The 26005-nt window shown below is 60.2% G+C and carries 21 protein-coding genes and 1 pseudogene; 6 read left to right on the forward strand and 16 right to left on the reverse strand.

Going from position 1 to position 26005, the window contains the following annotated elements:
- Nucleotides 1-143: 143 nt before the first annotated feature.
- The 6 genes and pseudogenes from PTZ19_RS17080 to PTZ19_RS17105 form a co-directional block, all read right to left on the reverse strand.
- A pseudogene (locus tag PTZ19_RS17080) lies at nt 144-431 on the reverse strand (transposase zinc-binding domain-containing protein); the annotation flags it as partial.
- Nucleotides 432-584: 153 nt separating this feature from the next.
- Nucleotides 585-1706: a molecular chaperone DnaJ gene (dnaJ, locus tag PTZ19_RS17085; protein WP_276356295.1), complete on the reverse strand. Its 1122-nt coding sequence runs from the start codon at nt 1704-1706 to the stop codon at nt 585-587.
- Nucleotides 1707-1801: 95 nt separating this feature from the next.
- Nucleotides 1802-3652: a molecular chaperone DnaK gene (gene dnaK, locus PTZ19_RS17090; protein WP_276356296.1), complete on the reverse strand. Its 1851-nt coding sequence runs from the start codon at nt 3650-3652 to the stop codon at nt 1802-1804.
- A 33-nt stretch (nt 3653-3685) separates the two neighbouring features.
- Nucleotides 3686-4303, reverse strand: coding sequence for a nucleotide exchange factor GrpE (gene grpE, locus PTZ19_RS17095; RefSeq protein WP_276356297.1), 618 nt, complete (start codon nt 4301-4303; stop codon nt 3686-3688).
- Between the two features lie 51 nt (nt 4304-4354).
- Complete coding sequence (gene hrcA / locus PTZ19_RS17100) at nt 4355-5380, reverse strand: heat-inducible transcriptional repressor HrcA (RefSeq protein ID WP_276356298.1); 1026 nt, start codon at nt 5378-5380, stop codon at nt 4355-4357.
- A gap of 171 nt (nt 5381-5551) precedes the next feature.
- Nucleotides 5552-6019: an N-acetyltransferase gene (locus PTZ19_RS17105; RefSeq protein WP_276356299.1), complete on the reverse strand. Its 468-nt coding sequence runs from the start codon at nt 6017-6019 to the stop codon at nt 5552-5554.
- 210 nt (nt 6020-6229) lie between these two features.
- Between PTZ19_RS17105 and PTZ19_RS17110 the strand changes: the two genes are divergently transcribed.
- Nucleotides 6230-6379 (forward strand): hypothetical protein, encoded by a 150-nt coding sequence (locus PTZ19_RS17110; protein ID WP_276356300.1) that lies wholly within the window; start codon nt 6230-6232, stop codon nt 6377-6379.
- Here PTZ19_RS17110 and hemW read toward each other — a convergent pair.
- The 3 genes from hemW to PTZ19_RS17125 all read right to left on the reverse strand — a co-directional run bounded on the left by hemW (nt 6376) and on the right by PTZ19_RS17125 (nt 11626).
- A complete protein-coding gene (gene hemW, locus PTZ19_RS17115) occupies nt 6376-7569 on the reverse strand; it encodes a radical SAM family heme chaperone HemW (RefSeq protein WP_276356421.1) in 1194 nt (397 codons plus the stop codon). The two genes, PTZ19_RS17110 and hemW, sit on opposite strands and share 4 nt — an antisense overlap.
- Nucleotides 7570-7736: 167 nt before the next feature.
- Nucleotides 7737-9554, reverse strand: coding sequence for a translation elongation factor 4 (lepA, locus tag PTZ19_RS17120; RefSeq protein WP_276356301.1), 1818 nt, complete (start codon nt 9552-9554; stop codon nt 7737-7739).
- 137 nt (nt 9555-9691) lie between these two features.
- Nucleotides 9692-11626 (reverse strand): endonuclease MutS2, encoded by a 1935-nt coding sequence (locus PTZ19_RS17125; RefSeq protein WP_276356302.1) that lies wholly within the window; start codon nt 11624-11626, stop codon nt 9692-9694.
- A gap of 483 nt (nt 11627-12109) precedes the next feature.
- On the opposite strand from PTZ19_RS17125, the gene PTZ19_RS17130 reads away from it, so the two are divergent.
- Genes PTZ19_RS17130 through PTZ19_RS17145 form a run of 4 tightly spaced genes read left to right on the forward strand, consistent with a single transcriptional unit; the run spans nt 12110 to nt 15303 of the window.
- Nucleotides 12110-12523 carry a GntR family transcriptional regulator gene (locus PTZ19_RS17130; RefSeq protein WP_276356303.1) on the forward strand — a complete coding sequence of 138 codons (414 nt, stop codon included), beginning with the start codon at nt 12110-12112 and terminating at the stop codon, nt 12521-12523.
- Nucleotides 12520-13209: an ABC transporter ATP-binding protein gene (locus PTZ19_RS17135; protein ID WP_276356304.1), complete on the forward strand. Its 690-nt coding sequence runs from the start codon at nt 12520-12522 to the stop codon at nt 13207-13209. Before PTZ19_RS17130 ends, PTZ19_RS17135 begins: the two co-directional genes overlap by 4 nt.
- Nucleotides 13206-14033 carry a hypothetical protein gene (locus tag PTZ19_RS17140; RefSeq protein WP_276356305.1) on the forward strand — a complete coding sequence of 276 codons (828 nt, stop codon included), beginning with the start codon at nt 13206-13208 and terminating at the stop codon, nt 14031-14033. Before PTZ19_RS17135 ends, PTZ19_RS17140 begins: the two co-directional genes overlap by 4 nt.
- A gap of 13 nt (nt 14034-14046) precedes the next feature.
- Complete coding sequence (locus PTZ19_RS17145; RefSeq protein WP_276356306.1) at nt 14047-15303, forward strand: hypothetical protein; 1257 nt, start codon at nt 14047-14049, stop codon at nt 15301-15303.
- A 28-nt stretch (nt 15304-15331) separates the two neighbouring features.
- On the opposite strand, the gene PTZ19_RS17150 is transcribed toward PTZ19_RS17145, so the two are convergent.
- The 3 genes from PTZ19_RS17150 to gpr form a co-directional block, all read right to left on the reverse strand.
- Nucleotides 15332-15709, reverse strand: a complete 378-nt coding sequence (locus tag PTZ19_RS17150) for a hypothetical protein (RefSeq protein ID WP_276356307.1) — start codon at nt 15707-15709, stop codon at nt 15332-15334.
- A 31-nt stretch (nt 15710-15740) separates the two neighbouring features.
- Nucleotides 15741-17009 carry a stage II sporulation protein P gene (locus PTZ19_RS17155; protein WP_276356308.1) on the reverse strand — a complete coding sequence of 423 codons (1269 nt, stop codon included), beginning with the start codon at nt 17007-17009 and terminating at the stop codon, nt 15741-15743.
- Nucleotides 17010-18658: 1649 nt separating this feature from the next.
- Nucleotides 18659-19654, reverse strand: a complete 996-nt coding sequence (gene gpr, locus PTZ19_RS17160; protein WP_276356309.1) for a GPR endopeptidase — start codon at nt 19652-19654, stop codon at nt 18659-18661.
- A gap of 125 nt (nt 19655-19779) precedes the next feature.
- Here gpr and rpsT point away from each other — a divergent pair, with 125 nt between their 5' ends.
- Entirely contained in the window at nt 19780-20052 is a 273-nt protein-coding gene (gene rpsT, locus PTZ19_RS17165; RefSeq protein ID WP_276356310.1) for a 30S ribosomal protein S20, read from the forward strand.
- 166 nt (nt 20053-20218) lie between these two features.
- On the opposite strand, the gene holA is transcribed toward rpsT, so the two are convergent.
- The 4 genes from holA to PTZ19_RS17185 all read right to left on the reverse strand — a co-directional run bounded on the left by holA (nt 20219) and on the right by PTZ19_RS17185 (nt 25978).
- Nucleotides 20219-21250, reverse strand: a complete 1032-nt coding sequence (gene holA, locus PTZ19_RS17170; RefSeq protein ID WP_276356311.1) for a DNA polymerase III subunit delta — start codon at nt 21248-21250, stop codon at nt 20219-20221.
- 209 nt (nt 21251-21459) lie between these two features.
- Nucleotides 21460-22605: an anti-sigma factor family protein gene (locus tag PTZ19_RS17175; RefSeq protein ID WP_276356312.1), complete on the reverse strand. Its 1146-nt coding sequence runs from the start codon at nt 22603-22605 to the stop codon at nt 21460-21462.
- Complete coding sequence (locus PTZ19_RS17180) at nt 22602-23150, reverse strand: RNA polymerase sigma factor (RefSeq protein WP_276356313.1); 549 nt, start codon at nt 23148-23150, stop codon at nt 22602-22604. The genes PTZ19_RS17175 and PTZ19_RS17180 overlap by 4 nt, the downstream gene beginning before the upstream one ends.
- Nucleotides 23151-23296: 146 nt before the next feature.
- On the reverse strand, nt 23297-25978 hold the full coding sequence (locus PTZ19_RS17185) for a ComEC/Rec2 family competence protein (protein WP_276356314.1): 2682 nt from the start codon (nt 25976-25978) through the stop codon (nt 23297-23299).
- Between the last annotated feature and the right edge of the window lie 27 nt (nt 25979-26005).

The following is a 26005-nucleotide window of genomic DNA, read 5'->3' on the forward strand; positions in this document are numbered from 1 at the left end:
AATTCCTCTCTAACACGGGGTTTAACGGCCAGTTAAGAAAGAAAGTTTCTTAATTCCACTCTAAACATAGGGTTCAACGGCCAGTTAAGAAAGGGTTCAACCGCCGGTAAAATAGATAATTTCCGAATCTCCCGATCGTCATGATGGTTGACCTGGAACACATCTTCCTCCAAATGCCTGCTCCGCTCTTCCGCCTCACCGCAGGAACAGGTCGTGCAAAACCTTCCTTTGCAACGATACAGTACAAGCCGCAGATCGTGGCACCCTTCGCACACCAGCAGCTTAAAACCATTCTTTGGATTCCCGCAATCACGGAACTTGGCAACTTCTTTCAGGACATACGCTCGGATCCTGCCTTCATACTTCCGGACAAACTTGTCCCAATGTCCATGTTCATCGAAAAAAATGCGTTTGAGAATGTTGGATTCCATATGTTCAATATACCGGAAAAAACGAAAAGGATGGAACCTGAGCTTCACCCCGAAAAGTTATAAATTCTGCTGACATGTTAAACAAAAACCGCCCCCGAAAACCGGGATGGTTTCCGAGGACGGTTCGGGGGATATCCAGCTTACGGCCGGCGGTCAGTCGCCCAAAATGGCCCGTTTCATCCGCTCGAAAATGTTCTGATGCTGCTCATTCGTATACTCCCCGCCGTTCGCGGCGAATTCGCGCATCAGTTCTTTTTGCGATTCGCTCAGATTGGTCGGCGTTACGACGGTGACTTTGACGTGCTGGTCGCCCTGTCCGTAGCCGCGAAGCTTCGGAACGCCTTTGCCTTTGAGCCGGAAATACGTGCCGGTCTGCGTGCCGGCCGGGATTTTCAGCTTCACTTTCTCCGTCAAGGTCGGCACCTCGAGCTCGTCGCCGAGCGCCGCTTGGGCGAATGTGAGCGGAACCTCGCAATAGATATCGTCCCCTTCGCGCTGGAAGAACTCATGCTCTTTGACGCGAAGCACGATGTACAGATCCCCCGGCGGACCGCCGCGTTGGCCGCCCTCGCCTTCCCCGGTCATGCGGAGCTGGGAGCCGTCGTCTACGCCGGCCGGGATTTTGACGTGGATTTTGCGCTGCTTACGCACTTGGCCGCTGCCGGAACAGGTCGGACAGCGGTCGCGGATGATTTTGCCGCGGCCTCCGCACGAGGTACACGTCCGGCGGTTGACGATCCGGCCGAACGGCGTGTTCTGGGCCACTTCCTGCTGGCCGGTTCCGCGGCAGACGGAACACGTCTCCGGGCGGGAGCCGGGTTTGGCTCCGCTTCCGTGGCACGTGTCGCACGATTCGGTCCGGGGAATCGTGATGTCCGTTTCTTTGCCGAACACCGCTTCTTTGAACTCGATCGTCATCGTATACTGCAGGTCGTTGCCCCGCTGGGGCGCGTTCGGGTCCCGGCGTCCGCCGCCGCCGAAGAACATGTCGAAAATGTCGCCGAAACCGCCCATGTCCCCGCTGAATCCGCCGCCCCCGCCGAAGCCGGCCGTCGGATCCTCGTGGCCGAACTGGTCGTACCGGGCCCGGCGCTGATCGTCGCTCAGCACGTCGTAGGCTTCTTTGACTTCCTTGAACTTGGCTTCGGCATCCGGCGCTTTGTTGACGTCGGGATGGTACTCGCGCGCCAGCTTCCGGTACGCTTTCTTGATATCATCCGCGGAGGCTCCCCGGCCAACGCCAAGCACTTCGTAGTAGTCTTTCTTGTCGGCCACTTCTCCACCTCCTCATGAGGAAAGTCAAAGCCTTTGCCCGCAGCCGCGCTCGGCTCGGGAAAAGCTTTGACTTTCAGGTTCCATCCGAAACCGGCTTACTTCTTGTCTTCGTCCACGACTTCGTAGTCGGCGTCCACGACGTTGTCCTTGTTCGCCGAACCGGAGGGGCCGGAAGCTTCCGCTCCCGCGGCGCCGCCCGCTTGCTGCGCCTGGGAAGCTTGCTCGTACAGCTTGACGGACAGCTGCTGCACGATCTGCGTCAGCTCTTCGGTCGCGGACCGGATTTCGTCCAAGTTGTCGCCTTCGAGCGCCTTCTTGACTTTCTCCTTGGCGTCTTCGGCTTTCTTGATCTCGCCCGCGTCGACTTTGTCGCCGAGATCCTTGATCGTCTTCTCTACGGTATATACCAATTGGTCGGCGCTGTTGCGGGCTTCGACCAGCTCGCGCCGTTTGCTGTCTTCCTCGGCGTGCAGCTCGGCTTCCTTCTGCATCCGCTCGATTTCTTCCTTGCTCAGGCCGCTGGAAGAGGTTATCGTGATTTTCTGGCTTTTGCCCGTACCTTTATCGAGCGCGGACACGTTCACGATCCCGTTGGCGTCGATATCGAACGTGACTTCGATCTGCGGCACGCCGCGCGGAGCCGGCGGGATGTCGCTCAGGATGAATTTGCCCAGCGTCTTGTTGTCGCGGGCCATCGCGCGCTCGCCTTGCAGCACGTGGATTTCCACCTGCGTCTGGTTGTCCGCGAACGTGGAGAACACTTGGGATTTGCTCGTCGGGATCGTCGTGTTGCGGTCGATCATTTTCGTCATGACGCCGCCCGCCGTCTCGATGCCGAGCGACAGCGGAGTGACGTCGAGCAGCACGACGTCCTTGACGTCGCCCGTCAGCACGCCCGCTTGCACGGCCGCGCCGAGCGCGACGACTTCGTCGGGGTTGACCCCTTTATGCGGCTCTTTGCCGATGAGGCGTTTGATCGCTTCGACGACGGCCGGAATCCGGGTGGATCCGCCGACGAGCACGACCTTGTCGATGTCCGAAGGGCTCAGGCCGGCGTCGGACAGCGCTTGGCGCGTCGGACCCATCGTGCGTTCCACGAGTCCGGAGGTCAGGTCGTCGAATTTGGCGCGGGACAGGTTCACTTCCAAGTGCTGCGGAACGCCGTCGACGACCGTGATGAACGGCAGCGAAATCGTCGTGGACAACGTGCCGGACAGCTCTTTCTTCGCTTTCTCGGCCGCGTCCTTCAGACGTTGGACGGCCGCTTTGTCTTTCAGCAGGTCCACGCCGTGCTCTTTCTTGAATTCGGCCGAGAGCCAGTCCATGATCGCCTGATCGAAGTCGTCGCCGCCCAGATGATTATCGCCGCTGGTCGCCTTGACTTCGAAGAAGCCGTCGCCCAGCTCCAGGATGCTGACGTCGAACGTGCCGCCGCCCAAGTCGAACACGAGAATCGTATGGTCTTCGCTTTTTTCCAGGCCGTAGGCCAACGCAGCCGCCGTCGGCTCGTTGACGATCCGCAGCACTTCCAGACCGGCAATGGCGCCCGCGTCTTTGGTCGCCTGGCGCTGGCTGTCGTTGAAATACGCCGGCACGGTAATGACGGCCTGGGTGACCGTTTGCCCTAAGTACGCTTCCGCATCGGCTTTCAGCTTCTGCAGAATCATCGCCGAAATTTCCTGCGGCGTGTAATCCTTGCCGTCGATGGAGACTTTATGGCTCGTCCCCATGTGGCGCTTGATCGAAATCACGGTGCGGTCCGGATTCGTGATCGCTTGGCGTTTCGCGGTTTCCCCCACGATCCGCTCCCCGTCCTTCTTGAAGCCGACGACCGAAGGCGTCGTGCGGTTGCCTTCCGCGTTCGGGATGACGACGGCTTCGCCGCCCTCCATGACCGCGACGCAGGAGTTGGTCGTGCCGAGGTCGATGCCGATTACTTTGCTCATTATGAAGTCCTCCCTATCGAAACTGTATCGAACTTACCCGCTGACTTTCACCATGGCCGGCCGCAGCACTTTATCCTTCAGCCAGTAGCCGTTCTGCACCACTTCGGCCACGATGCCTTCCTCGTATTCTTCGCTTTCCACCTGCATGATCGCCTGGTGCAGCTCGGGATCGAACGGAGAGCCTACGGGCTCCATTTTGCGAAGCCCTTCCGCTTCCAGCACCTGCGACAGCTGGCGGAAAATCATGTCGATTCCTTTCACGAAGGAGTCACTGCCTTGGCTCTCGCCGCTTGTCGACATCGCCCTTTCGAAGTTGTCGAGCACCGGCAGCAGCTGGCCGACCAGCTTGAGCGACGCGTACTGCGCCAGCTCCTCCTTCTCTTTCTGCGTCCGTCGGCGGTAGTTGTCGAAATCCGCCTGCGCCCTCAGGAAGCGATTGTGGTTCTCTTCCGCTTGCTTGCGCAGCTCCTCGATCCGGGGATCTTCGGCCGGCGCTCCGGCCTCCCCGCCCTCCTCTTCGGAGGACGCCTGCCCTTCCGCGATCGGCTGCTCCGCGGCGGCTTCCGCCGCCGCTTCCCGCGCTTCCCGTTCCTCTGGCATGTTCTCCTGCTCCTTCGTTTCCTTCGTTTCCTTCGTATCCGCCGATTCCATCCGGGCGTTTGCCTCCTTACCGTGCCACCCGCCTGCGGGCGCTATGCGCCGTTACTTGATCCTCCGGGCGATCAGCGCCGCCAGATCGTTGGACAAGTATTCCAGCAGGCCGATCACTTTTCCATATTCCATGCGCGTCGGACCCAAAATGCCGAGCGTGCCCAAGTTCTGGCCGTCCAGCGAGAACGTCGCCGTGATCAAACTGCATTGATTGATCGCTTCCATCGCGTTCTCCGTGCCGATCCGCACTTGAATGCCGCCGGAATCCGGCTGCAGGAGCTTCGACAGGGCCGCCGTTTCTTCCAGCGTATCGAGAATCAGCTTGGCTTTGTCCACGTCTTTGAATTCCGGCTGGGTCAGCATGTTCGCCGCCCCGCTTAAGTAAACGCGGGGATCCTTCTTCTCCGCGAGGGAGTCTTCCAGCACCTCCAGGATTTCCTGGCAGCGGTCCACGTAGCGCGCGAGTTCTTCGGCCACTTCGCTGTGCAGCACCGATTTCACCCGGTGGAAAGGCACGCCGGCGAGCTTGTCGTTCAGCAAATGGACGACTTTGCCCAAATCGGCGACATCGATGCCTTCGGGAATCGGCATCGTGCGGTGCTCGACGTGGCCGGTGCTGGTCACGATGATCGCCACCGCCGACTGTTCGTTCAGAGGCACCAATTGGAAATGCTTCAGCGTCGTTTGGAACATTTCCGGCCCCAGCACGATGGACGTGTAATGCGTAAGCTGGGACAGCATCGTTGCCGCATGGCCGATCACGTCCTCCCACAGCAGCATTTTCTCCGCGAAGAAAGCCCGGACTTTCCGGACATCCTCCTCGCTGACGCCGCCGGGGGTGATCAAGTGGTCGACGTAATATCGGTAGCCTTTATTGGAAGGAACCCTCCCCGCGGAAGTATGGGGCTGTTCCAGCAAACCGAGTTCTTCCAGATCCGCCATCTCGTTGCGAATGGTCGCCGGGCTGAACGTCACGCCGCTCCGTTTGGATATGCTGCGGGATCCGACGGGTTCGGCGGAACGAACGTAATCGTCCACGATGGCCGTCAGGATCATCCGTTGACGGTCGCTTAGCATAAGGGCTTCCCTCCTTGACGGGCAGATGTTTCGCCCGATTTAGCACTCGACTCGAAAGAGTGCTAACGGCTATAACAAAAATACCAAACCGTACCGGTCATGTCAAGGACGTACCGGGGCGATTCGGCATGGTTTCACGCGGTTTAAGCAGTCGGGCGGGGTCCTTGGCGCTTAGGCCAAAACCCGCAGCATGGCGATTTCGTCGCAGCAATGCTGTTTGGCGCAATGGACGCAATCCGTCCATACTTTCTCCGGGAAAATTTCCTTGTCGACGATTTCGAAGCCGTTTTTCTTGAAAAAGTCGACGGCATACGTCAAAGCCATCACTTTGGGAACGTTCATCCCGCGGGCTTCCTCCAGCAAAGCGTCCACCATCCGGCTGCCCAGCCCCATGCCCTTGTAACCGTCCGCCATCCCCAAGGAACGGATCTCGACCAGGTCTGCGCCCAGGCGGAACAACGAACCGCAGCCGATCAGGCGGCCGTTCTCCTCCGCGACGATGAAAGAATCGATATGGCGGCTGAGGGCTTCCCGCGAACGCGGCAGCATGATGCCCTTCTCTGCATATCCCTGGATCAAATCGTATAAGGCTTCGACATCCTCGGACCGCGCTTTGCGGCAGGCAATCGTCGTGTTCACGGGAATCCCTTCTTTCCGGCGTCCCTCAAAGTGGATGTGTATAAATATACAGCATATCGAATGGATCCTCAATAGGAAGAATCAAACTTTTATCCGGGCGGACGCCATTCGTGCCGGAAAGACGGCGGGCCGCGGCCGGCAAAGCTTGCCAAGGCATTTCCGGCTTTCGGGCTTCATAGGATGAACCATCCTGGCTTGGAGGGGTGCCCAATGCCTGTCTTCCTGCTGAAAATCGCCTTGATCATCATCATCGTGCGGTCGGTTTACGTGGTCGTACAGACCCATTTGCCCCGTAAAAACTGGCTGGACGTGGCGTTTTACGTTTCCGTAGCCGTCGCCGCCCTCTATTTCCTGATCTAGGACAGGAAAGCCCCGAACACTTCGTTGCCCAGCATAACGCCTTGCCGCGTCAACCGGTACCCTTCTCCGTCCGGCGTGCGCTCCAGCAAGTTTTGCTCCGTCAAGCGGGCGAGCGGCGCTTCGAACCGTTCCCCGAGCCTCTCTCCAGGCCCGAACTGATTCCGGAAATCGGCGCCGCGAACGCCGCTCAGCAGCCGGAGTCCGACCATCATGAAATCCTCTTTCGCCTCTTCAGGGGAAACTTCCAGCGTTTCCAGCCGGGGAAGGCGTTCTTGTGCCGCGCCGATATACGGCAACACGCCTTTGATGTTCATGTGCCGCCGGCCCAGCGCGTAGCCGTGAGCGCCGGCGCCTAGTCCGTAATACGGCTCGTTGCGCCAATAGACGGTGTTGTGGCGGCTTTCGCGGCCGGGCCGGGCGAAATTGCTGATCTCGTAGTGGCCGTATCCGGCGCCCGTCAGCCGTTCGATCAGATGCTCGTACATCGCGATTTCCTCTTCCTCTTCGGGCAACGGCAGTTCGCCGCGCTCGTACAGCCGGTGGAACAGCGTGTTCTCCTCCACCTTGAGACTATAGAGGGAATAATGGGGCAAATCCAACTCCAGCGCCCGGGACACGCTGTCCTGCAGGTGATGGAGCTTCTGGTTCGGGAGCCCGAACATCAGGTCGATGGACAAGTTCGCGAACCCGGCCGCTTTCGCGTTCGCGACGCTGCGGACGACGTCGTCGGCCTCGTGGATGCGGCCGATCGTCTTGAGCAGCCCGTTGTCGAACGTCTGCGCGCCGAAGCTGATTCGGTTCACGCCGCCTTCGCGCATCGCGTCCAGCTTGGCCGGATCCGTCGTGCCGGGATTGGCTTCCATCGTATATTCCGCATCCGGCGCGAGCGGAAAATGCCGCCGCACGGAAGCGAGAAACCGCGCCATCTGCGCGGGGTTCAGCACGGTCGGCGTGCCGCCGCCCACGAACACGGTCTCGATGCGTTCCGGCGGGATGGCCGCGACCGTCCGTTCCATTTCCCGCTCCAACGCGTCCAGATACGCGTCGATCGGCTGCCCTTCGGCCACGTAGGAATTGAAATCGCAGTAAAAGCACTTGTTCGTGCAGAACGGGATATGGATGTACAGCGCGCGCGGCTTCCAGGCATGAAGCGGCGGCACGGCCGTACCGGCCGGCACCTCGCGCGTCATGTTCGATAACTCGCGCGCCAAGTTCGGCGTCTCGTGCGACATTGCGGCGCCTCCTTTCTGTTCGACTTCCTTCGGAATGAAATCCAGAAGCGAACAAGCAAATTTCCGATCTTCGCGAGAAAAACGGGCCTCGGCCCGTTTTTCCGTCTTCTATGGTCGCGCAGACCTTAATCGTCGTCCAGCTTCAGCACCGCCATGAACGCTTCCTGCGGCACTTCCACGCTGCCGACTTGCTTCATGCGCTTCTTGCCTTCCTTTTGCTTCTCCAGCAGCTTGCGTTTCCGCGTGATGTCGCCGCCGTAGCATTTGGCGAGCACGTTCTTGCGCATCGCTTTGATCGTCTCGCGGCTGATGATTTTCTGCCCGACGGCGGCTTGGATCGGCACCTCGAACATTTGGCGCGGGATCAGGTCCTTCAGCTTCTCGCAAATGACCCGTCCCCGCTGGTACGCGCGGTCCCGGTGCACGATGAAGGAGAGCGCGTCCACCTTCTCGCCGTTGAGCAAAATATCCATTTTCACGAGATTGGAAGCCCGGTAGCCGGACAGCTCGTAATCGAACGAGGCATAGCCTTTCGTGCTGGACTTGAGCTGGTCGAAGAAATCGTAGACGATCTCCGCCAGCGGGATTTCGTACTTCAGCGTCACGCGGTTCGCGTCCAGGTATTGCATGTCGACGAACTCGCCGCGTTTGCCCTGGCACAGCTCCATGATCGCCCCGACGTAGTCGTTCGGCACGATGACGGAAGCCTTGACGTAAGGCTCTTCGACTTGCTCGATTTTGCCCTGCTCCGGATACTCGGACGGGTTGGAGATGTCCAGCGTCTGCCCGTTCGTCAGCGTGACTTTGTACACCACGCTCGGCGCCGTCGTGATCAGCGGAATGTTGAACTCCCGCTCGATGCGCTCTTGGATGATCTCCATGTGCAGCATGCCGAGGAAACCGCAGCGGAATCCGAAGCCGAGCGCCTGGGACGTCTCGGGCTCGAAGCGCAGGGAGGCGTCGTTCAGCTCCAGCTTCTCGAGCGCTTCCCGCAGGTCGTTGTAATCCGTGGATTCGATCGGGTACAGGCCGCAGAACACCATCGGGTTGATCCGGCGGTAACCCGGGAGCGGCTCGGCCGTCGGATTCTTCGCGTCGGTGATCGTGTCGCCGACCCGCGTGTCCTTCACGTTCTTGATCGAAGCGGTGACGTAGCCGACGTCCCCCGGCCCGAGCTCGTCGACCGAAGTCGCGCGCGGGCGGAACGTGCCGACCTCGACGACGTCGAACTGGGCGCCGGTTCCCATGAACTTGATTTTGGAGCCGGGTTTGATCGTGCCGTCGATGACGCGGATATAACAGACGACTCCTTTATAGGCGTCGTAATGCGAATCGAAAATGAGCGCTTTGAGCGGCTTGTTCCGGTCCCCTTGCGGAGACGGGATTTTCTTGACGGCCTGCTCCAGGATATCCTTGATGCCGATCCCGTTCTTCGCGGAGGCGAGTACGGCGTCGGAAGCGTCGAGGCCGATGACGTCCTCGACCTCCTGCTTCACCCGCTCCGGCTCGGCGCTCGGCAGGTCGATCTTGTTGATAACCGGCAGGATTTCCAGGTCGTTGTCCAGCGCCAAGTAGACGTTGGCGAGCGTCTGCGCCTCGATCCCTTGCGCGGCGTCCACGACGAGCAGCGCGCCTTCGCAGGCGGCGAGGCTGCGCGACACCTCGTAGGTGAAGTCGACGTGCCCCGGCGTGTCGATCAGGTGCAGCGTGTACGTCTCGCCGTCGTCGGCTTTGTATTGCAGCCGGACGGCCTGCAGCTTGATCGTGATGCCGCGCTCCCGCTCCAGGTCCATGGAGTCGAGCACCTGCTCCTGCATTTCGCGGGAGGACAGGGCGCCGGTATATTCCAATATGCGGTCGGCCAGCGTCGATTTCCCGTGGTCGATGTGGGCAATAATGCAAAAATTGCGGATATGGCTCTGTGGGACGGGCAAGTCTGCCATCGTTTCGTGTACCTCCAAGCGATCCCTTGCGGCATGTACGTATCACTTCATTATAACAAGGGGACCCGGAGGCGGCAATCGGGTGAAAACGCCGGCCTGCCGGCCGTCCCCCCGATCCGCAGCCTCTCTGCCTCGCCTCATTCCTCGCCCGGCGTCTCGATCGTCAAGCCCGGCACGTGGCGTTTGCCCATCGTTTTGCGTTTTTTGCGGTTTTCCACGGTGTCGAACACGATATCCATATCGTAATCCTCGCCCGGGTACAGCTTCTCCCTCCCGATATAGGGCCGAACCCGTTTATGGTTGAACGTCAGCTTCTCCTTCCGGATCTGCACCACCATGTTGCCGCGCTCGTCAGGCAGACGGTAAACGACGCCGACGCGGCCCAAATGGGGAATGTACACGGCGTCCCCGATCTCGAACGACGGCAACGTCCGGGGCTGGGACTCCGGACTTGATCTCGGGCGCGCTCCGCTCGGCTTCCCGGCGGGAGACGAGGATGCCAGCTCGGCCGCGGGAATCGCGGTTTCCCTATCGGAACCGCCTTGGCGAAGGCTGCCCGCGATCACGCGCGCCCGCTCCACGATCGCCGGGCTGATCCCCAGCTTCGAGGCGATCACGAAGGCGTAGCTGTTGCCCGCCTCCCCCATGTCCAGCCGATAAAGCGGCCGCAGCGTCTCCTCGTCGAACGCCATGCGCGCATTGCGGAACCCGGGGGTTACCCGGGCGTACTCCTTGATCTCGTTGAAATGCGTCGTCGCCAGCACCACGCAGCCGCGCCGGTACAACTCCTCCAACACGGCGATGGACAAGCCGACCCCTTCGCCCGGATCGGTACCGGTCGCGAGTTCGTCCATCAGCACGAGCGTCCCCCGGCCCGCCGCGCCCAAAATATCGATGACGTTGCGCATGTGGGCCGAGAACGTGCTGAGCGAAGCGTCCAGGCTTTGGTCGTCCCCGATGTCCGCTTCCACCGATCGGAACACGGCCAGGCTGCTGCCTTCCCCGGCCGGAACCAGCAGCCCCGACTGGGCCATCAGCGTGAGCAGGCCGACCGTCTTGAGCGAGACGGTTTTGCCGCCCGTGTTCGGACCCGTGATCAGCAAGCTGCGGAACGATCCGCCGACTTCCAGGTCCAGCGGCACCGGTTGGCCGGCGAGAAAAGGATGCCGGGCTTGCCGCAGCCGGATGACGCCTTCGTCGTTCATCGATACGGCCGCCGCGCCGAGGGCGATTCCCCAGCGGGCTTTGGCGAACAGGAAATCGTAATGTCCCGCCGTCTCCACGTTCACGGCAAGCTCCTGCGCGTACGACTCCGCCAAACCCGTCAGCTCCGCAAGCACCTGCACCTCTTCCCGCGATTCCTCCGCCCGCAGCGCCGTCAGTTCCATTTGCAGGCCCGCGATCTCCGAAGGCTCCACGAACACGGTCTGCCCGCTCGCGGATTCGTCCAGCACGATGCCGGAAATCCGCTTGCGGAGCTCTTTCTTGACCGGCAGCACATAGCGGCCGTTCCGCTGGCTGACCAGCTTCTCCTGCAAAATGTCCGCATGGCGGGACATCAGCGCCTCCAGCTTCTTTTGCAGCCGTTCGTCGGCCGTGCGGATTTTTTTGCGGATTTTGTGCAGCTCGTTGCTGGCGGTGTCCAGGATCCGGCCGCGGTCGACGCAGTTCTCGATTTCCTGGCGCAAGCGGGACAGGTCGTACAAGGAAGACGCGTATCCCGCCACCGCGGGCGCCTCGGCCGTTTTGGACGCCATGTACTGGCGCAGCTGACCGGAGCTGCGCGCGAACTGCGCCACGTGCCCCAGCTCGGTTTCCGACAGCACGTAACCGGTCCCGAGCAGCGCCATGACGTGCTCCATCCCCTCCAGGGACGGGATCGGCGGATGGCCGCCCCGGCTCAGCAGATGCCGCGCTTCGTCCGTTTCCCGCATTCTCCGCTCGATCGCGCGAAGATCGGTCATCGGCTGCAGTTCTTCCGCCAGTCGGCGGCCGGCGTACGTTACGGTGTAATCCGCCACGGTTTCCACGACGCGGCGGTATTCCAATTTATTCAGGGAATGGATTCTCAAGGGGGATTCCTCCATGGGTATAGGGGTATTGGCATGCAAAAAAGCCGCACCCGAAATGGGCACGGCCGACATCCTGGCTCGAACGTATCGTTCGCAGGTATCGTTTCCGTTCCAATCTGGCCCTTCCACGACTTCCTTCAAGAACGGCAAATCAAACCGGGCGCGTGAACGCGCGGCTGCCAGTCTCCTCTTGAACGAAGTCCTATGGAATTGTTCAGATCAGAACGCCTGCATACATCAAAATTTCCCCTTTAATCGGGAGTTTGACGGAGTCAAACTCTCACTTTACCGCAATTGGAGTCGATTCCATCATATGCGAACCCCGGGAGCAAAGTCAAGGTGCCGTTGCCGGCACGCGACGAACCCGCAAAATTTCCGCCTCTGGAAAAATGAGGGTTGACAACCTTCTGTATGATGCGCATAATACACTCATCGTGTATGAACCACTTAGTACACACACCAGCCTGGAGGTGAACTTCTTCGATGATGGAACCCGGCGACGCCCGCCTGCCCGTTTTCAACAACCGAGACCCGGTCTACTTGCAGGTCGTCCGCCATTTCAAGGTGGACATCGCCACTGGCCGGCTGAAGGCCGGACAGACGATTCCCTCCCGCAGGGAACTCGCGGCGCTCATGAACATCAACCCGAACACCGCACAAAAAGCCTACAAAGAAATGGAGGACCATGGCTTGATCGTTACCGAAGGAAACTCCCCCAGCCGCGTCACGTCCGACGAACGGATTCTGGGAGCCATCCGGGAAGAACTGATCGCCGAGTCGGTCGATGCGTTCATCGCATCCGTACGGCAAATCGGGGTACCGGTCGATGAACTCCTGGATATCGTCAAGCGAAAATACGAAACCGCCATGGCCGGGGAAAAGGAGGGCCAACCGTGATCGAAGCGATCAACTTGACGAAGAAATACGGGAGGAGAACCGTCTTGCGCGGCCTCTCGTTTACGGCGGAGAAAGGGCGGATCACCTGCCTGATCGGCATCAACGGCGCGGGCAAGTCCACCTTGCTGAAAGCGATCATGGGACTCACTCCGGTAAGCGGCGGGGACATCCGCATCGACGGGTCGCCGATCGGCAAAGGGCTCTACGAGCATGTCGCGTTCGTGCCGGACACGCTTACCTTGCCGCCGTCGATGACCGTGGCGGGCAGCCTGCGGTTCATGGGCGATTTTTACCGGAGCTGGAACCCGAAACGGGCCGCGGAGCTGTTGGACTTTTTCCGGCTGAATCCGTCCGACCGTATCTCCTCCTTGTCCAAAGGAAACGCCGCCAAGCTGAACCTGCTGCTCGGCCTGTCGCTCGACACCGATTATTTGCTGATGGACGAACCGTTCTCCGGCATCGACTTGTTCAGCCGCGAGCAAATCGCCTCCGTCTTCACGAGCGACCTGATCGAGGAACGGGGCGTTCTTCTGACCACCCATGAAGTCGGGGAAATCGAGCATCTGATCGACAAAGCCGTGCTGCTGGACCGCGGGGAAGTGAGGCGCGAGTTCTGGTGCGAAGAGGTACGGCAAAACGAGGGGAAATCCGTCATCGACGTCATGAGGGAGGTTTACCAGTCGTGAACCGTTACGGAAAGCTGGCGCTGATCGAGCTGCACCGGTTCTGGAAAGTGTACGCCGCGTTGCTCGCGATGACGTTGGTTTCGCAGGCCGGCGGCTTCTTCTATCATCTTCGGACTTATATGAACGGCGTCCATCGTCAAATGGCGGAGCGAGGTTTCCGCACGTATCAAGAGTATCGCGAAGTTTTCAGGGGCGGGGAGACATTCCATTCGTTCGTATCTTTCGCGGAGCCCTGGTTTTCGGGACCGGTCGTTCTTTGCGCGGCCGCCATGATCTTCTATGTGTTTTTCATTTGGTACCGGGACTGGTTGGGCAAAAACACGTTCATCTACCGGCTGCTGATGCTGCCGACGGAACGATTGAACCTGTTCTGGGCGAAGCTGACGGCCATCATGGCGTTCGTCCTCGGGCTCGTCGCGTTCCAAATCGTTCTCCTTCCCGTGCATCTATGGATGTTCCGCCAGATCATTCCCCCGGAACTGGGAATTTCGGAGAGCATTTTCGCCTTCGTTCGGAATCATCGGTTGTTCCAGATCCTTATACCGGGGACGTTCCCGGGGTTTCTCGTTTCCTACGGGACCGGCCTGATGTCCGTCACGGTCGTCTTCGCTTCCGTGCTGATCGAGCGGAGCTTCCGGCTGAAAGGATTGTTCGGCGCCATCCTGTACGCGGCGGCTTGCGGGACGGCCATGCTTGCCCCGAGCTTCAGCGATCGGCTGTATCCGCTCGAATTGTTCTGGCTGCGGTTCGGAATCGGAATCTTGCTGCTTGCGGTTTCCGTAGCCCTCAGCTGGCTGCTGCTGAAACGGAAAATCACGGTGTGAGGAGGCTGCGAAAATGAAAAAATACGCGATTGCAGCCGTTTTCGCGGCGTTCATCGTGCTGGTTATCGGTATTTACTATGTACAGGCGGCCGGAGAACGAAATCCCCAGTTCCGGCTTGTCGCGACGGAGGGGGATGCCAAGGAAGCCGACTCGCTCGTGCTCTGGGGGTGGTATACGGATGCCCCCTATTCCGAGAGGGTGAAAGTTTCGGCTTCCGGAAGCCGATATTACGGCGAACTCTCTTATTTCGGGCGGATGAAAGAAGAGTTCATCCATAACGTCCCGCCGATCGATCGCCTGGTTCGCCAATATCCGGATTTCATGCGGGAAGACCGGACGGCGGATTATCAAGACGACGAGCTGCTCGTGCGCGTAAAGTCGGATCCTTGGTTTCAAGCAGACAAAGCCGATGCGACGAGAGGCCTCGCGTTCGACTTTCTGGACAAGCGGACCAAACGAACCCGCTCGCTGCGGGCGGATCTTCCCGAGAACGCCGCCTTTAACGGCTACGGCGTCATTGACGTTCAGAGGTCGGGGGATTCGTTCAAAGTCGCCATGTACTACGAGAACTTGCGGGCCGGCGGTACCCGCGGCACCCCGGAAATCCGGATCTATGACGTGAATCCGGAAAACGGCGGCATCACCGGCAGCGTAACCGTCGACTCCGGACTCCAACCGGCGGATGGCCAAGAACTCATTCTGAGAGAGGTGCAGTCCTACGATTGGACGCTTCCGAGCGGTTATCTGGTGCTGGATGCATCCTTGATGGAAGTCCGGAAGATCGACGAAACGGAATCGGCAAACGGCGTACGCGCGTCCGCCGCCGGACAAGTCGAGGTGGAGCGCCGCTTGGTGGTATACCGATATGATACGGGGACTGTCGACGTCGTTACGCTGCCCGTAGAGCCGCTGAACGAGCAGACCCGAGAGTCTTTATATCGAGTCGGCGCGGAAGTCCTGAGGATCCGGTTGTCTTCCGAGTCCGCCGTCATCCAGGGTTACGGACTTGGGGACATGAAGCTTCATTACGAAAAGACGCTGAGTGCCCGAGATTTGCAAGCGGAATCGATCACGCAGTCCGTTGCCGGCCCGAACCGCCTCTACTTGCTGCTGCAAGAGCAAGATCGCCCCGCGGTTGCCGCCATGGATCCCGAAGGCGGGAACATCGTTTTCCGCGGCGAGGCGGCGTTGGACGACGCGGAGGAAGGAAAGTCCGCATCGCCGCTGCTAAACAACCTGAGGCTTTACTCCCTCTATATGCGTGAGTAAATCATCCGACATCCAGTCACGGGCGCTTTCAAGAGCCCGTGACTTTGTCGAACAAAGATACGACGAAGCGGATTCCCCCGCTGGAGATGCCGTGCAGGGCTTCCGCCGTCGCGGCCGACACGCGGTCAACGAGCGGCTGGCGGTCGTTGCGGGGAATCACGAGGTCCCGTTCCGTCTTGACGTCGCTCGCGGTCTTGCGCGGCGGGAGCGTCCAATCCTCCTCGTTTTCGGAAGAACGCGCATTGGAAGACCGTTCGGATCCGCCCGTAGCCTGCCCGGAAACGTTCGGTTCCTCCATGGGTCCGTACACCCGGGAAATTCCCTTCGACGACAATTCCATTCCGTACAACACCGCCAACGCGACGACTCCGGCCAGCATCAGCAGCCGAATGGTATCCCTCCGCACGCTCCATCCCCTCCGTTTCGTTGTTAATCACTTAATCGCCCGTCTTCGTCCCCGCTGCTCCGCGGTCAGGCTTCGTTGCGACGGTTCCGTTCACTTTTTGGGCGTCCTGGTTTTCCCAGTACAGATCGGCGATCGCTTCCGCCAGCGCGTCTGCGGTCCGATAACATTCTTCCAACGTATTGTCCACGCCGCCGATTTCGATCAGCACGCTGTCCGGCGCCAAGGACTGGTTGTATTCGCCGTTGCCGTTCGCGGCGGTTTTGCCCCAGATGCCCCGCGACAAGCCGGGATATTTCTTCTCCAGCCGTTCCTGGATTTGGCTCGCGAACTCTTCGTTCTTCTGCCAATTCGGATTTTTGTGACCGATGATGAAATACACTTGGGCGTAGTCGACTCCGCCGATCGTGGCCGTCGTTTTGCCGCGTTTTTGGGAATCCCGGTGGATATCGAAAAAAAAACGGAGATGCTTGTTGTCGGTCATCGCCTGACGCACGGTTTGAAGGGAATACTGGTACGAGCGGTTCCAGTTGTACGACTTGACCGTCGTCGGATAATCCTTGGACGAATGGGCGGCCCCGATCCCGCGGGATTCCAGCTGCTGCTGCAGCCGTTTGCCGACCAGCGTGATATTGATTTTGGAATCGTTCGGGTCCGCGGTGTCCGTATTCAGCTCCGGCAGCCAGGACTCCCGGTTATGGCTGTGATAGATGAACACGACTTTGTCGCCTTCCGCGGCGGGTTCTTGAGGGCCGGGAGCCGAAGGGGACGGCTCGGCTTCGTCCGGCGAAGCGCTGGGCTCGGCCGTATCCTCGGTTGGGCTGGTGGTCGGCAGCTCAGGCAGCGCTTCTTCCACGACGGTCGGCCCTTCGTCCGCCGGCGCTTCGTCCCCTCCTCCCAAACCCGGACGCAGCAGGATGGAACGGTCCGGGCTCATGCCCGGCATCTCCAGCGCCAGCAGGCTCTTCGGGTCGTCGGGATTGAGGTCGGTCAGGAATCGGACCAGGAAGGAAGCCATTCGCCCCGCCTCAAAAGGCGACGTGCCGGGGTCCGCCGACATATGCGGCAGCTCCATGCCGAGCAGCGATTCGAAGAAGCGGCCGGAAAGCGCGGCGGCGAAGCCTTTCATCGATTGGACGGGAGAAACGGCGTACGTCTTCTGCAGCATGCCCGCCAGGCCGAGCATGACGAACACGACGGTCGAGCATAGGCTGAGGATGAGATAGGCGCGGCCGGTAGAGAGAATTTTCCGGAATCGATGGCGAAGAGGCGCTCGGTACGTCCGGACGTCAGGGCGTTTCATGGTTCGATTCATCCTCCTGTCCGATCCTTGCCGGGATCGAATCTCTTTGATGTACAGGTAATGAATCTTATGAGAAGGATTGGAAGAATAGAACGGGGAGAAAGTTTTATAGAAGGGGCAGGGCAATCCCCACCCCGTCAATCCAATCGCCAGACCTTCGCAAACCTCCTAAGTGCCCCTTCGCCCCTTCCGCCAACCCCAAGCGCACCTTCAACCTTTTCGCCAACCGCCCTTTTCGCTAACTCCTAAGTCCTCCTTCACCCATTTCGCCAAATCCTTCGTGCCACTTCAACCTCTTTGCCAACCGCCTTTTTCGCTAACCCTAAGTCCTCCTTCGACCCTTTCGCCAAATCCTTCGTACCACTTCAACCTTTTCGCCAACCGCCCTTTTCGCTAACTCCTAAGTCCTCCTTCACCCATTTCGCCAAATCCTTCGTGCCACTTCAACCTCTTTGCCAACCGCCTTTTTCGCTAACCCTAAGTCCTCCTTCGACCCTTTCGCCAAATCCTACGTACCACTTCAACCTTTTCGCCAACCGCCCTTTTCGCTAACCCTAAGTCCTCCTTCGACCCTTTCGCCAAATCCTACGTACCACTTCAACCGATTCGCCAACCGCCCTTTTCGCTAACCCTACCTCCTCCTTCGACCCTTTCGCCAAATCCTACGTACCACTTCAACCGATTCGCCAACCGCCCTTTTCGCTAACCCTAAGTCCTCCTTCGACCCTTTCGCCAAATCCTACGTGCCACTTCAACCTTTTCGCCAACCGCCCTTTTCGCTAACCTACTGATTTTGCTAACCCTGCAATTGCTAACTTCTTCGTATCCCTTTCGGCAAACTCTTCTATGCATACACCTCCTAAGTGCCCTTTTGCCAATCCGTTATTTTCGCAAACCTAAGTCCTCCTTCAACCATTCGCCAACCCCTTAACTCCCCCGTCCCCGGAAGGGGGATTCCGAGGCGCTGCGCCCTCTGGACACCCGCATTTCGGCAACGTGCCTCGTACGTGCTGCTAGAGGAGTTCAATAGAGTATTGTTTGATAGGGTGGGAGATTCGTAGGCCGATTGAGGCGAAAAACCGCCGGTTGCTTCCTGCCGGAAGCTCGCGCGGCGGTTGAAAGTTGGGTGCTCCACTGTTACGTGCGGAGATGTGTAACTTTCTTACACAACTCCCGCTGAAATCCCCAATTGAGGCGGAATTGTGTAACTTTCTTACATAACTCCCGCTTAAATCCCCATTTGAGGCGGAATTGTGTAACTTTTTTACATAACTCCCGCTGAAATCTCAAACTAAGGCAGAGTTGTGTAACTTTCTTACATAACTCCCGCTGAAATCATCAACCGAGGCGGAGATGTGTAACTTTTTTACATAACTCCCGTTGAAACTCCCAGCTGAGGCGGAATTGTGTAACTTTCTTACATAACTCCCACTGAAATCATCAACCGAGGCGGAGATGTGTAACTTTCTTACATAACTCCCGTTGAAACCCCGCAGCTGAAGCGGAGATTAGTAACTTTATTCCATAACTCCCCATGCAGCCCCGCCACTGAGTTGGAATTAAGGGACTGACTTCCTTTATCCGCGCCAGTAACTCAACCCCATCAAATCCGGCACTCTGAAACGGCGTAAGTGGCGGGACCCGGACGGTCAGTGCGTGTACGCTTCGACGTTGTGGGTGTCGATCGCTTCGTGGAGAGCGGCGTTCAGCCCGCTGGCGATCACGTTGGCCATGTCCTCCATGAACTTGTCGATCTCCTTGGGCGTGACGAGCAGATCGTGGCCGATCGGCTGAAGCACTTCCTTGACGAGCTGGAGGCGTTCCTGCTCCTTCAAGTTGCCAAGCACCCCGAAAAGGGGAGCGGTAGCCTGGGTATGCTGCTTCATATGCTCGAACAGCATGTCGAACGTGTTGTTGACGATCGTGGACGCGTAGACGACCGTCGGCACGCCGATGGCGATGACGGGGACGCCCAGGATGTCCTTGGTCAAGCCGCGCCGTTTGTTGCCGATGCCGGAGCCGGGGTGGATGCCCGTGTCGGCGATCTGCACCGTCGTATTCACCCGATCGAGGGACTTGGAAGCCAAGGCGTCGATCGCGATGATGAGGTCCGGCTTGGATTTCTCCGCGATCCCGGCCACGATGTCGCTCGATTCGATCCCCGTCGTGCCCATGACGCCAGGCGCGACGGCGCTGACCGGACGGTACCCGGGAGAAACGTCTCCCGGCATCAATTCGAAATAATGGCGGGTCACCAAAATATTTTCGACGACGAGCGGTCCGAGCGCGTCGGGGGTGACGTTCCAGTTGCCGAGACCGGCCACGAGCACGCTGCTGTCGCGGCCGACGCCGACGCGGCCGAGAAACGCCTCGAATTCCCGGGCGAACACGGTCGCGACTTCGTCCAGCAGGTCCGAATCCCCTTTGCGCAGCTCCGGCACCTCGATCGTGACGTAATTGCCCATCATTTTGCCGATTCTCCGCGCGCCTTCGTCATTCTGGATGTGCATCCTCGTCACCAGGATGCCGCCGGCGTTATCCGTTTCTTTCTTGACGCCCGGGATCTCGCTGCCCAGCGCCGCGAGCTCGTGGGCTTCCAGGGCCAGGTCGGTCCGAACGTTATACAGGTTCAAATCTTCGGTCATCGGTCGCGGGAACCCCTTTCGATTCCGTATTGCGGAGGTTTTCAGCTTGCGTTTTACCCCCTTGCATGATAGAATGTTACAAGTTGTGTGGAGAAATACTCTTGTTTTTGCAGGAGGTGAAAAGCATGCCAAACATCAAATCCGCCATCAAACGGACCAAAACAAGCGAACAACGCCGTCAGCGCAACGCATCGCAGAAATCCGCCCTGCGCACGGCCGTTAAGCAAGCCGACCAAGCCGTCGCCGGCACGGACGTGAACGCGGCGAAAGACGCGCTGGTCCTGGCCCAGAAAAAATTGGACAAAGCGGTAACGAAAGGCCTCATTCACAAAAATGCCGCCGCTCGCAAAAAATCCCGCCTTGCCAAGAAGCTGAACGCCCTGTCCGCGCAAGGCTGAGGAGCCCCGCGCTTGACGATAAGCGAAAAGCCGTATGAAAGAGCCATCCGCCAGCCGGATGGCTCTTTCTTATATTTCCGCGTCCATGCGGCCAACCGCATCATGACGTAAGAGCCCTCCAAACCGGAGGGCTCTTACGATCTTGCGTGTGCGGCAGGGAATCCCGTCAACTAGCGCCTGCCGAAGCCGTGCGGAGCAGGAACAGCTCCAGGCCGAGCGTTTTGTCGACTTGGCCGGTTTTCATCGCGTAGTCCAGATCGGCCAAATCGGACAACAGCTTGGCCAACCGGTCCACGGAAAACTTGCGGGCCTGTTCGGAGGTGATTTTCACCGCGTATGGGTGCAGCCCCAGCTGTCCGGCCATTTGCTGCGGCGAATAGCCTTGGCCTCCGAGTTCCTTGACGTACAGCATATTGCGGAATTGGCGCACGAGGAGCGACACCAGCTTGATCGGCTCCTCCCGTTGTTTAAGCAAATCGTAATACAGCGCCAGCACTTTCTCCGTGCGCAGCGAAGCCAACTCTTCCGTCAGTTTGAACACGTTCTGTTCGGCCGCCGCGGGCACCAGTTCGGACACGGAAGCGGCCGTAATGGTGCCGCCTTCTCCGGCGTGCAGGCAGAGCTTGTCCGTTTCGGCGGCGAGCACCGACATGTCCGTTCCCGCCCGCCGCAGCAGTTCCTCCGCGGCATCCGGCGCCCAGCGTCTCCCCTGCTTCTCGCCGCGCCTGACGACCCATTGCAGCAGTTCCTCCGCGGACAAAGGCGCGAAAGAAACCGCGGCATCCTGGGACTTGGCGGCTTTCACCAGTTTTTTGCGCTCGTCGAGCTTCTCGTGGGGGACCGAAAAGACCAGCACCGTCGTATCCATGGGCTGTTGCAAATAAGCCGCAAGCCGCTCGGGGCGGTGCTCGATTTTGGACGACTCCTTGCCGGAGGCGAACAGCACGCTGTCCCGGACCAGCACGAGTTTGCGCGGCACCAGGAACGGGAGCGTCTCCGCTTCGTCCAGGATGTCGTCGAGCGGGGTCTCCGCCGTGTCGAACCGTACGATCGCCATGTCGCGGTGCTCCGGCTCCGCGACCCGCTCCGTCAGTCGTTCCGCGAAATCGTTCATCATATAGGTTTCCGTGCCGTAAATGACATAGAACGGGCGGACTTTGCCTTCCCGGATTTCCCGGAACGCTTGCCTGGATTCCATCCGGACACCTCCTTCGCCGCTATCGTTATGTAGAATAACAAAGAGACCACGCCTTGTGAAGGTCGCGATCCCTTTGCCCCAGGACATCTATATCAACGTTCGCCGGCCGGCCCATGGTACCGTGCGCGAACGACCGTGACGACGTCCTTCGGACGGCGTCGACACCATCGGTACAGCATACGCAGGCGGCATGCGATGTGTGACAGCGGTCAACGCCGGATTTCTTGGAAACCGGAAGGATCGATGATCAGCTCCATGTCGGTCTGATTTCCATCGGCATCCGAAAACGTATAATACACGGTCGTGCTGTCGTCGCTCCAGGACAAGCCGGATCTCGTTCCTTCGTCGGGCGTCTGGTCGTAGACCAGTTTCCCGTCGCCCTGGCGGTAAATTTGCAGCTTCCCGCCCGTGATCGCGGCCCGCCATTCGCCATTCGGCGACAAAGCCTCTTCCGTTGCCGGTTGTTCGCCCGCGATTGACATTTGGGAAGCGTCAAGCGCGTTCGCCGAGTCCGCCGCGTCGTCTTGACTGGGGTCGTTCCCAGCGAAACCCTGGGCTCCGCCCCCGCCCGTGAATCCTTGCACGGGACCGTTGTCCGCGGAACCTTGACCGGATCCATTTTTCGCGGCATCCCGGCTCGTTGCGTCCGCGGTCCCCTGGATGGACAATCCCTCTACCGGTCCGGCTTCCGTTCCCGAACCGCCGGAACCGGCCGGCGGGGCTTTCGGCGCCTGGACGCCGGCATCGGAGGAAGAAGCATCTCCGTCCGTCGCCTCCCCCGAAGCCGCCGACTTTTCCTTCGCCTTTCCGCCTTCCGAAGTATCGGCCATGATGCCGAAAGTCGAAGCGGATGACTCCGGAGCCGGCGAAGCCGCGCCGTATTGGTCCTGCACGCCCATGGAGGCCATCGGGGCATCGGCTTGCCGTTTCATCTCCGCTCCGGACGAAGCCGCGTCTTGCTGGCTGCCCCCCATCCGTCCGTACGGGCCGTTCACGAGCAGCAGCCCGACAACGACTCCGGCGACCACGACGCCGGACACCCGATAGATCCAACTCCTCCGGGCGCGCCCCGCCCGGCGGCTCCGCGGCTCCAACGGCGCGGCCGCGCTCGTTTCCCCTTCGCCGCTCGTCGTATCCCATTGTTCCAGTTGGGGCAGAATGGCGTCCACGAGACTGTAAGGCGGAACCACTCGCGGCAGCTGCTCCAGCCCCCGCGACAAACGGACCAACCGTTCCAGCATGGCGGCGCAATCCGGGCAATGTCCGACGTGATCCATCAGGCGCGACGTTTCCTCATCGTTCAAGTCTCCGTCGACGTGTCGCTGCATCAGCTCCATCCCCTCTTGGCAATTCATCCGCGGACACCCCCTTTCTGGTAATCGTGAAGCAAGACCTGCAGTTGCTGACGGGCCCGGAATAAATAGGATTTCACCGTATTCAGGGGCAAGCCCAGCGAATCGGCGATTTCGTTATAGGAAAAGTCCTGCAAATACCGCAAGACGACGACCGTCCGATGATGCTCCGGCAGCTTGCCGATCGCCTCCCGGATTTCCTCCGCGGCATAGGCCGACAGCACTTCGCCTTCCACGTCTTCCTTGGCTTCGAACACGAGCTCATGCTCGTCGATCGACACGGAGGGGCGTTTGCGGCGGAACTTGTCGATGCAGATGTTCGTCACGATGCGCTGCACCCAGGTCCGAAACTGGGCCTTCTCCTCATAGGAGCCGATTTTCGTGTAGATCCGGATGAGCGCTTCCTGCGCCGCGTCCAGCGCGTCCTGTTCATGGTTCAGCAAATAATAGGCCGTACGGTAGACTTGGTGCTCGATTTCACGGAGCAGCGACACGAGCGCGTCCCGGTCGCCCGCTTGCGCGGCCTTGATCAGCGCCGGCTCCACCACAGAAGACCCTCTCCTCCCCTGCAACCTCTCTGACGACGGCTTTTGCCGAAAGGTTGCACCGTCCGAAAAACCTTTTTCGCCGTTTTCGGACAACACTTTAAGTCTAGCAAAAAGACGGCGCGGGGGACAGCCTTTTGTAAGGCTTTTCAGCGCGAATGCGGCGATTCCGGCGGCATCGCCCGCTTCGTCCGCCGCGTCAAGGTGCCGTCCGGGCGAACCCGGTACTGGATTTCCCCGTCCCGGTCCGTCCGGTAAAGCGCCGATCCGGATGCCTCGATCCTGTCGACGACGGGAGGGCTCGGATGGCCGTAAAGGTTGTTGCGGCCGACCGATATGACCGTTTCGGCAGGCTTCCACCAAGCGAGCCAATCTTCGGTGGTAGAGGTTTTGCTGCCGTGGTGGGCGGCTTTCATTACGTCTACGGGACCGTGCAGCGACTGCGGAGCCGAAGCAGTCTCGCCTGCCCGGGCGATGCGGTTCAATACCGCGCGCTCCCCCGCGGCTTCTACGTCTCCCGTCAGCAGGAAACGCCGGCCGTACAAGGACAGCTGCGTCACCACGCTGCTCTCGTTTTGTTGATCCAGCTCCGGCAGCAAAGCCGGATCGCCCGGAGGCGCTACGGATTCAGCATGCGTTTCCGGAAACAGGATCTCCATCGAGGCCGACGCATCGATGTCCCACTTCATGCCGGCTTGCGCGGCGTAAACGGGGATCCCCCGGTCAACCGCGGTTTGCAGCAGCTTCTCCGCTCCCGGCGAGTCCTTCCAGGTCCCGTTCCATACGATCGCGCGGACCGGGATGTTGTCCAAAACGGCTTGCGCTCCGCCGATATGGTCGGCGTCCAAATGCGTGAGCATGAGCGCGTCCAATCCGCGGACACCACGCTGCTTCAAAAGAGGAACCAACAGCTTGCGGCCGACTTCGTACGGGTCCCGGCGCTCCTTCCATTCCTCCCCGGGCTTGCGGAAGCGGACCGTACCTCCCGCGTCTACGAGCACGTGATTCCCCCTACCCGTCCGCACCAAAATGCCGTCCCCTTGCCCGACGTCCAAAAATTGCACGTAGGCGCTGCGGTCCGCGAACGCCGGCTTGTACCCCCAAATCCCCCAGCCTGCCCATAGCATGAGCAAAGCGAAACCTCCGGCCCAAGCCCGAACGGCGGGAAATCCCGCCCCGCGGACACGCTCCGCCCACGAGGGTCTGCCTTCGTGTTGAACGGGGCCGGTATCCTCGATCGTTACCGTATCGTCCGCTTCCGGTTCGGCTTCGCCCCATGCCTCCTCCCAGGCCCGCCGGGCTCTTCGGCGGCTCAGCGCCGCCATCGAGACGGCCATCAGCGCGTATGCCGACAGCACCCACAGCTTGGAAGGCTGCGGCCAGACCATGCCAAGAGCCGTGGGACGGTTGAGCCATTCCACTAGCGCGAACGTCCCCCGGTTGCCGTACGTCGCCAGCAACGCCGGGATTTCGCCCAACGGGAACCAAATCGCGCCGAGCGCCACGGAAGCCATGCCGAGCGGCAAGATCACGAAACTGACGAACGGCACGAGCACAAGGTTAGCCGGCAGGGACAACAGATGGACCCCGTGAAAATAATACGCGGTTAACGGAAACGAAACGGCTTGGGCGGTCAAGGCGACCGCAAGCGCGCCGCGTAGGGAGGCCATGCGGATAAAAGCCAGCGACTTGGCGACGGATGACGTCCAGAGCAGCAAACCGGCGGTTACCGTAAACGAAAGCTGAAAGCTGACGTTGCGGGCCGCAGCCGGATCCCAGACCAGCATGACCAAAGCCGCCGCGGCCAGCAAGTTGAAGCCGTCTTTCAGCAAATGCCGGCGCGCCATCGCCAGCGCGATCATCGCCATCAGGCACGCCCGCACCGCCGAAGGGGAAGCGCCCGTGAGCAGCATGTAGGCCGGCATCGCGGCGAAAGCGAGATCGAGCGATCGCTCGCGGGTCAGCCGGAACAAAGCGCCGAGGCGCAGCAAAACGAACACGACGACCCCGACGTGCAGCCCCGAAATGGCCAAAATATGCGTCAGGCCCAGGCGGGAGTACGCGTCGTACAGCGCCGGATCGATGTCGTCCGTGATGCCGGCGGTTAACCCCTTCATGTAACCCGCGTCCCCGTTCGGATACAACCGGTCCGCCAGGCGGCCGATCCCGGCGCGAAGCTCGTCCGCCGCGCGAAGCGGCAGCAGCCGCCATGGGACGGGATCCTCTTCCGTCCGAACGCCCGCCGTTCCCTGAACGGTCCACGTCCAGGCGATCCCCTGGCTCTCCGAATACGCCCGGTAATCGAAGGCGCCGAAATTGCCCGCGGATTCCGGCCTCCCGGGAACGCCGACGACGGCGAGCGTTTCTCCTCTCCGCCAGCGCCCGGCAACCCGCTGTTCCTCTTCGGCCTTCAATTTCACCCGGACCTGAACCGTCTCCCGAATCCGGATCGCGGCCGTTTCTCCCCGCGCCTTTACCCGTACCGCGGCGAGCCGGAACGTAACGGTATCCCCGTCCACGTCGGGAACGTCTTTCATCCGCCCCCGGAGTTCGGCGGTTTCCGGCGCGCGTTCCTCCGGCCATAAAGCGGAAAGATCGGAGGAGTCTTTCGTCCGTTCGGCCCATGACGATTCCGCGAAGGCCAGCAGCAGCGCGGCGGCACAGGCACAGGCAAGCCGCACGGACAAGCGGCCCGACAGCGCTCCGCCGAGCAGGATCAGCAACAGTCCGGCTAACGCCGCGGCCTGACCGGCAACGCCCGCAAACCATGACGGCACCGTCACGCCGATCAACCAGCAGCCGGCGAAGGCCGCCAGCGGCCTTTTGTCCATCGTCCCCTACCCCCTTTCCCGATTCCC

The sequence above is a fragment of the Cohnella caldifontis genome (assembly GCF_029360585.1).
Classification (GTDB): domain Bacteria; phylum Bacillota; class Bacilli; order Paenibacillales; family Paenibacillaceae; genus Cohnella; species Cohnella caldifontis.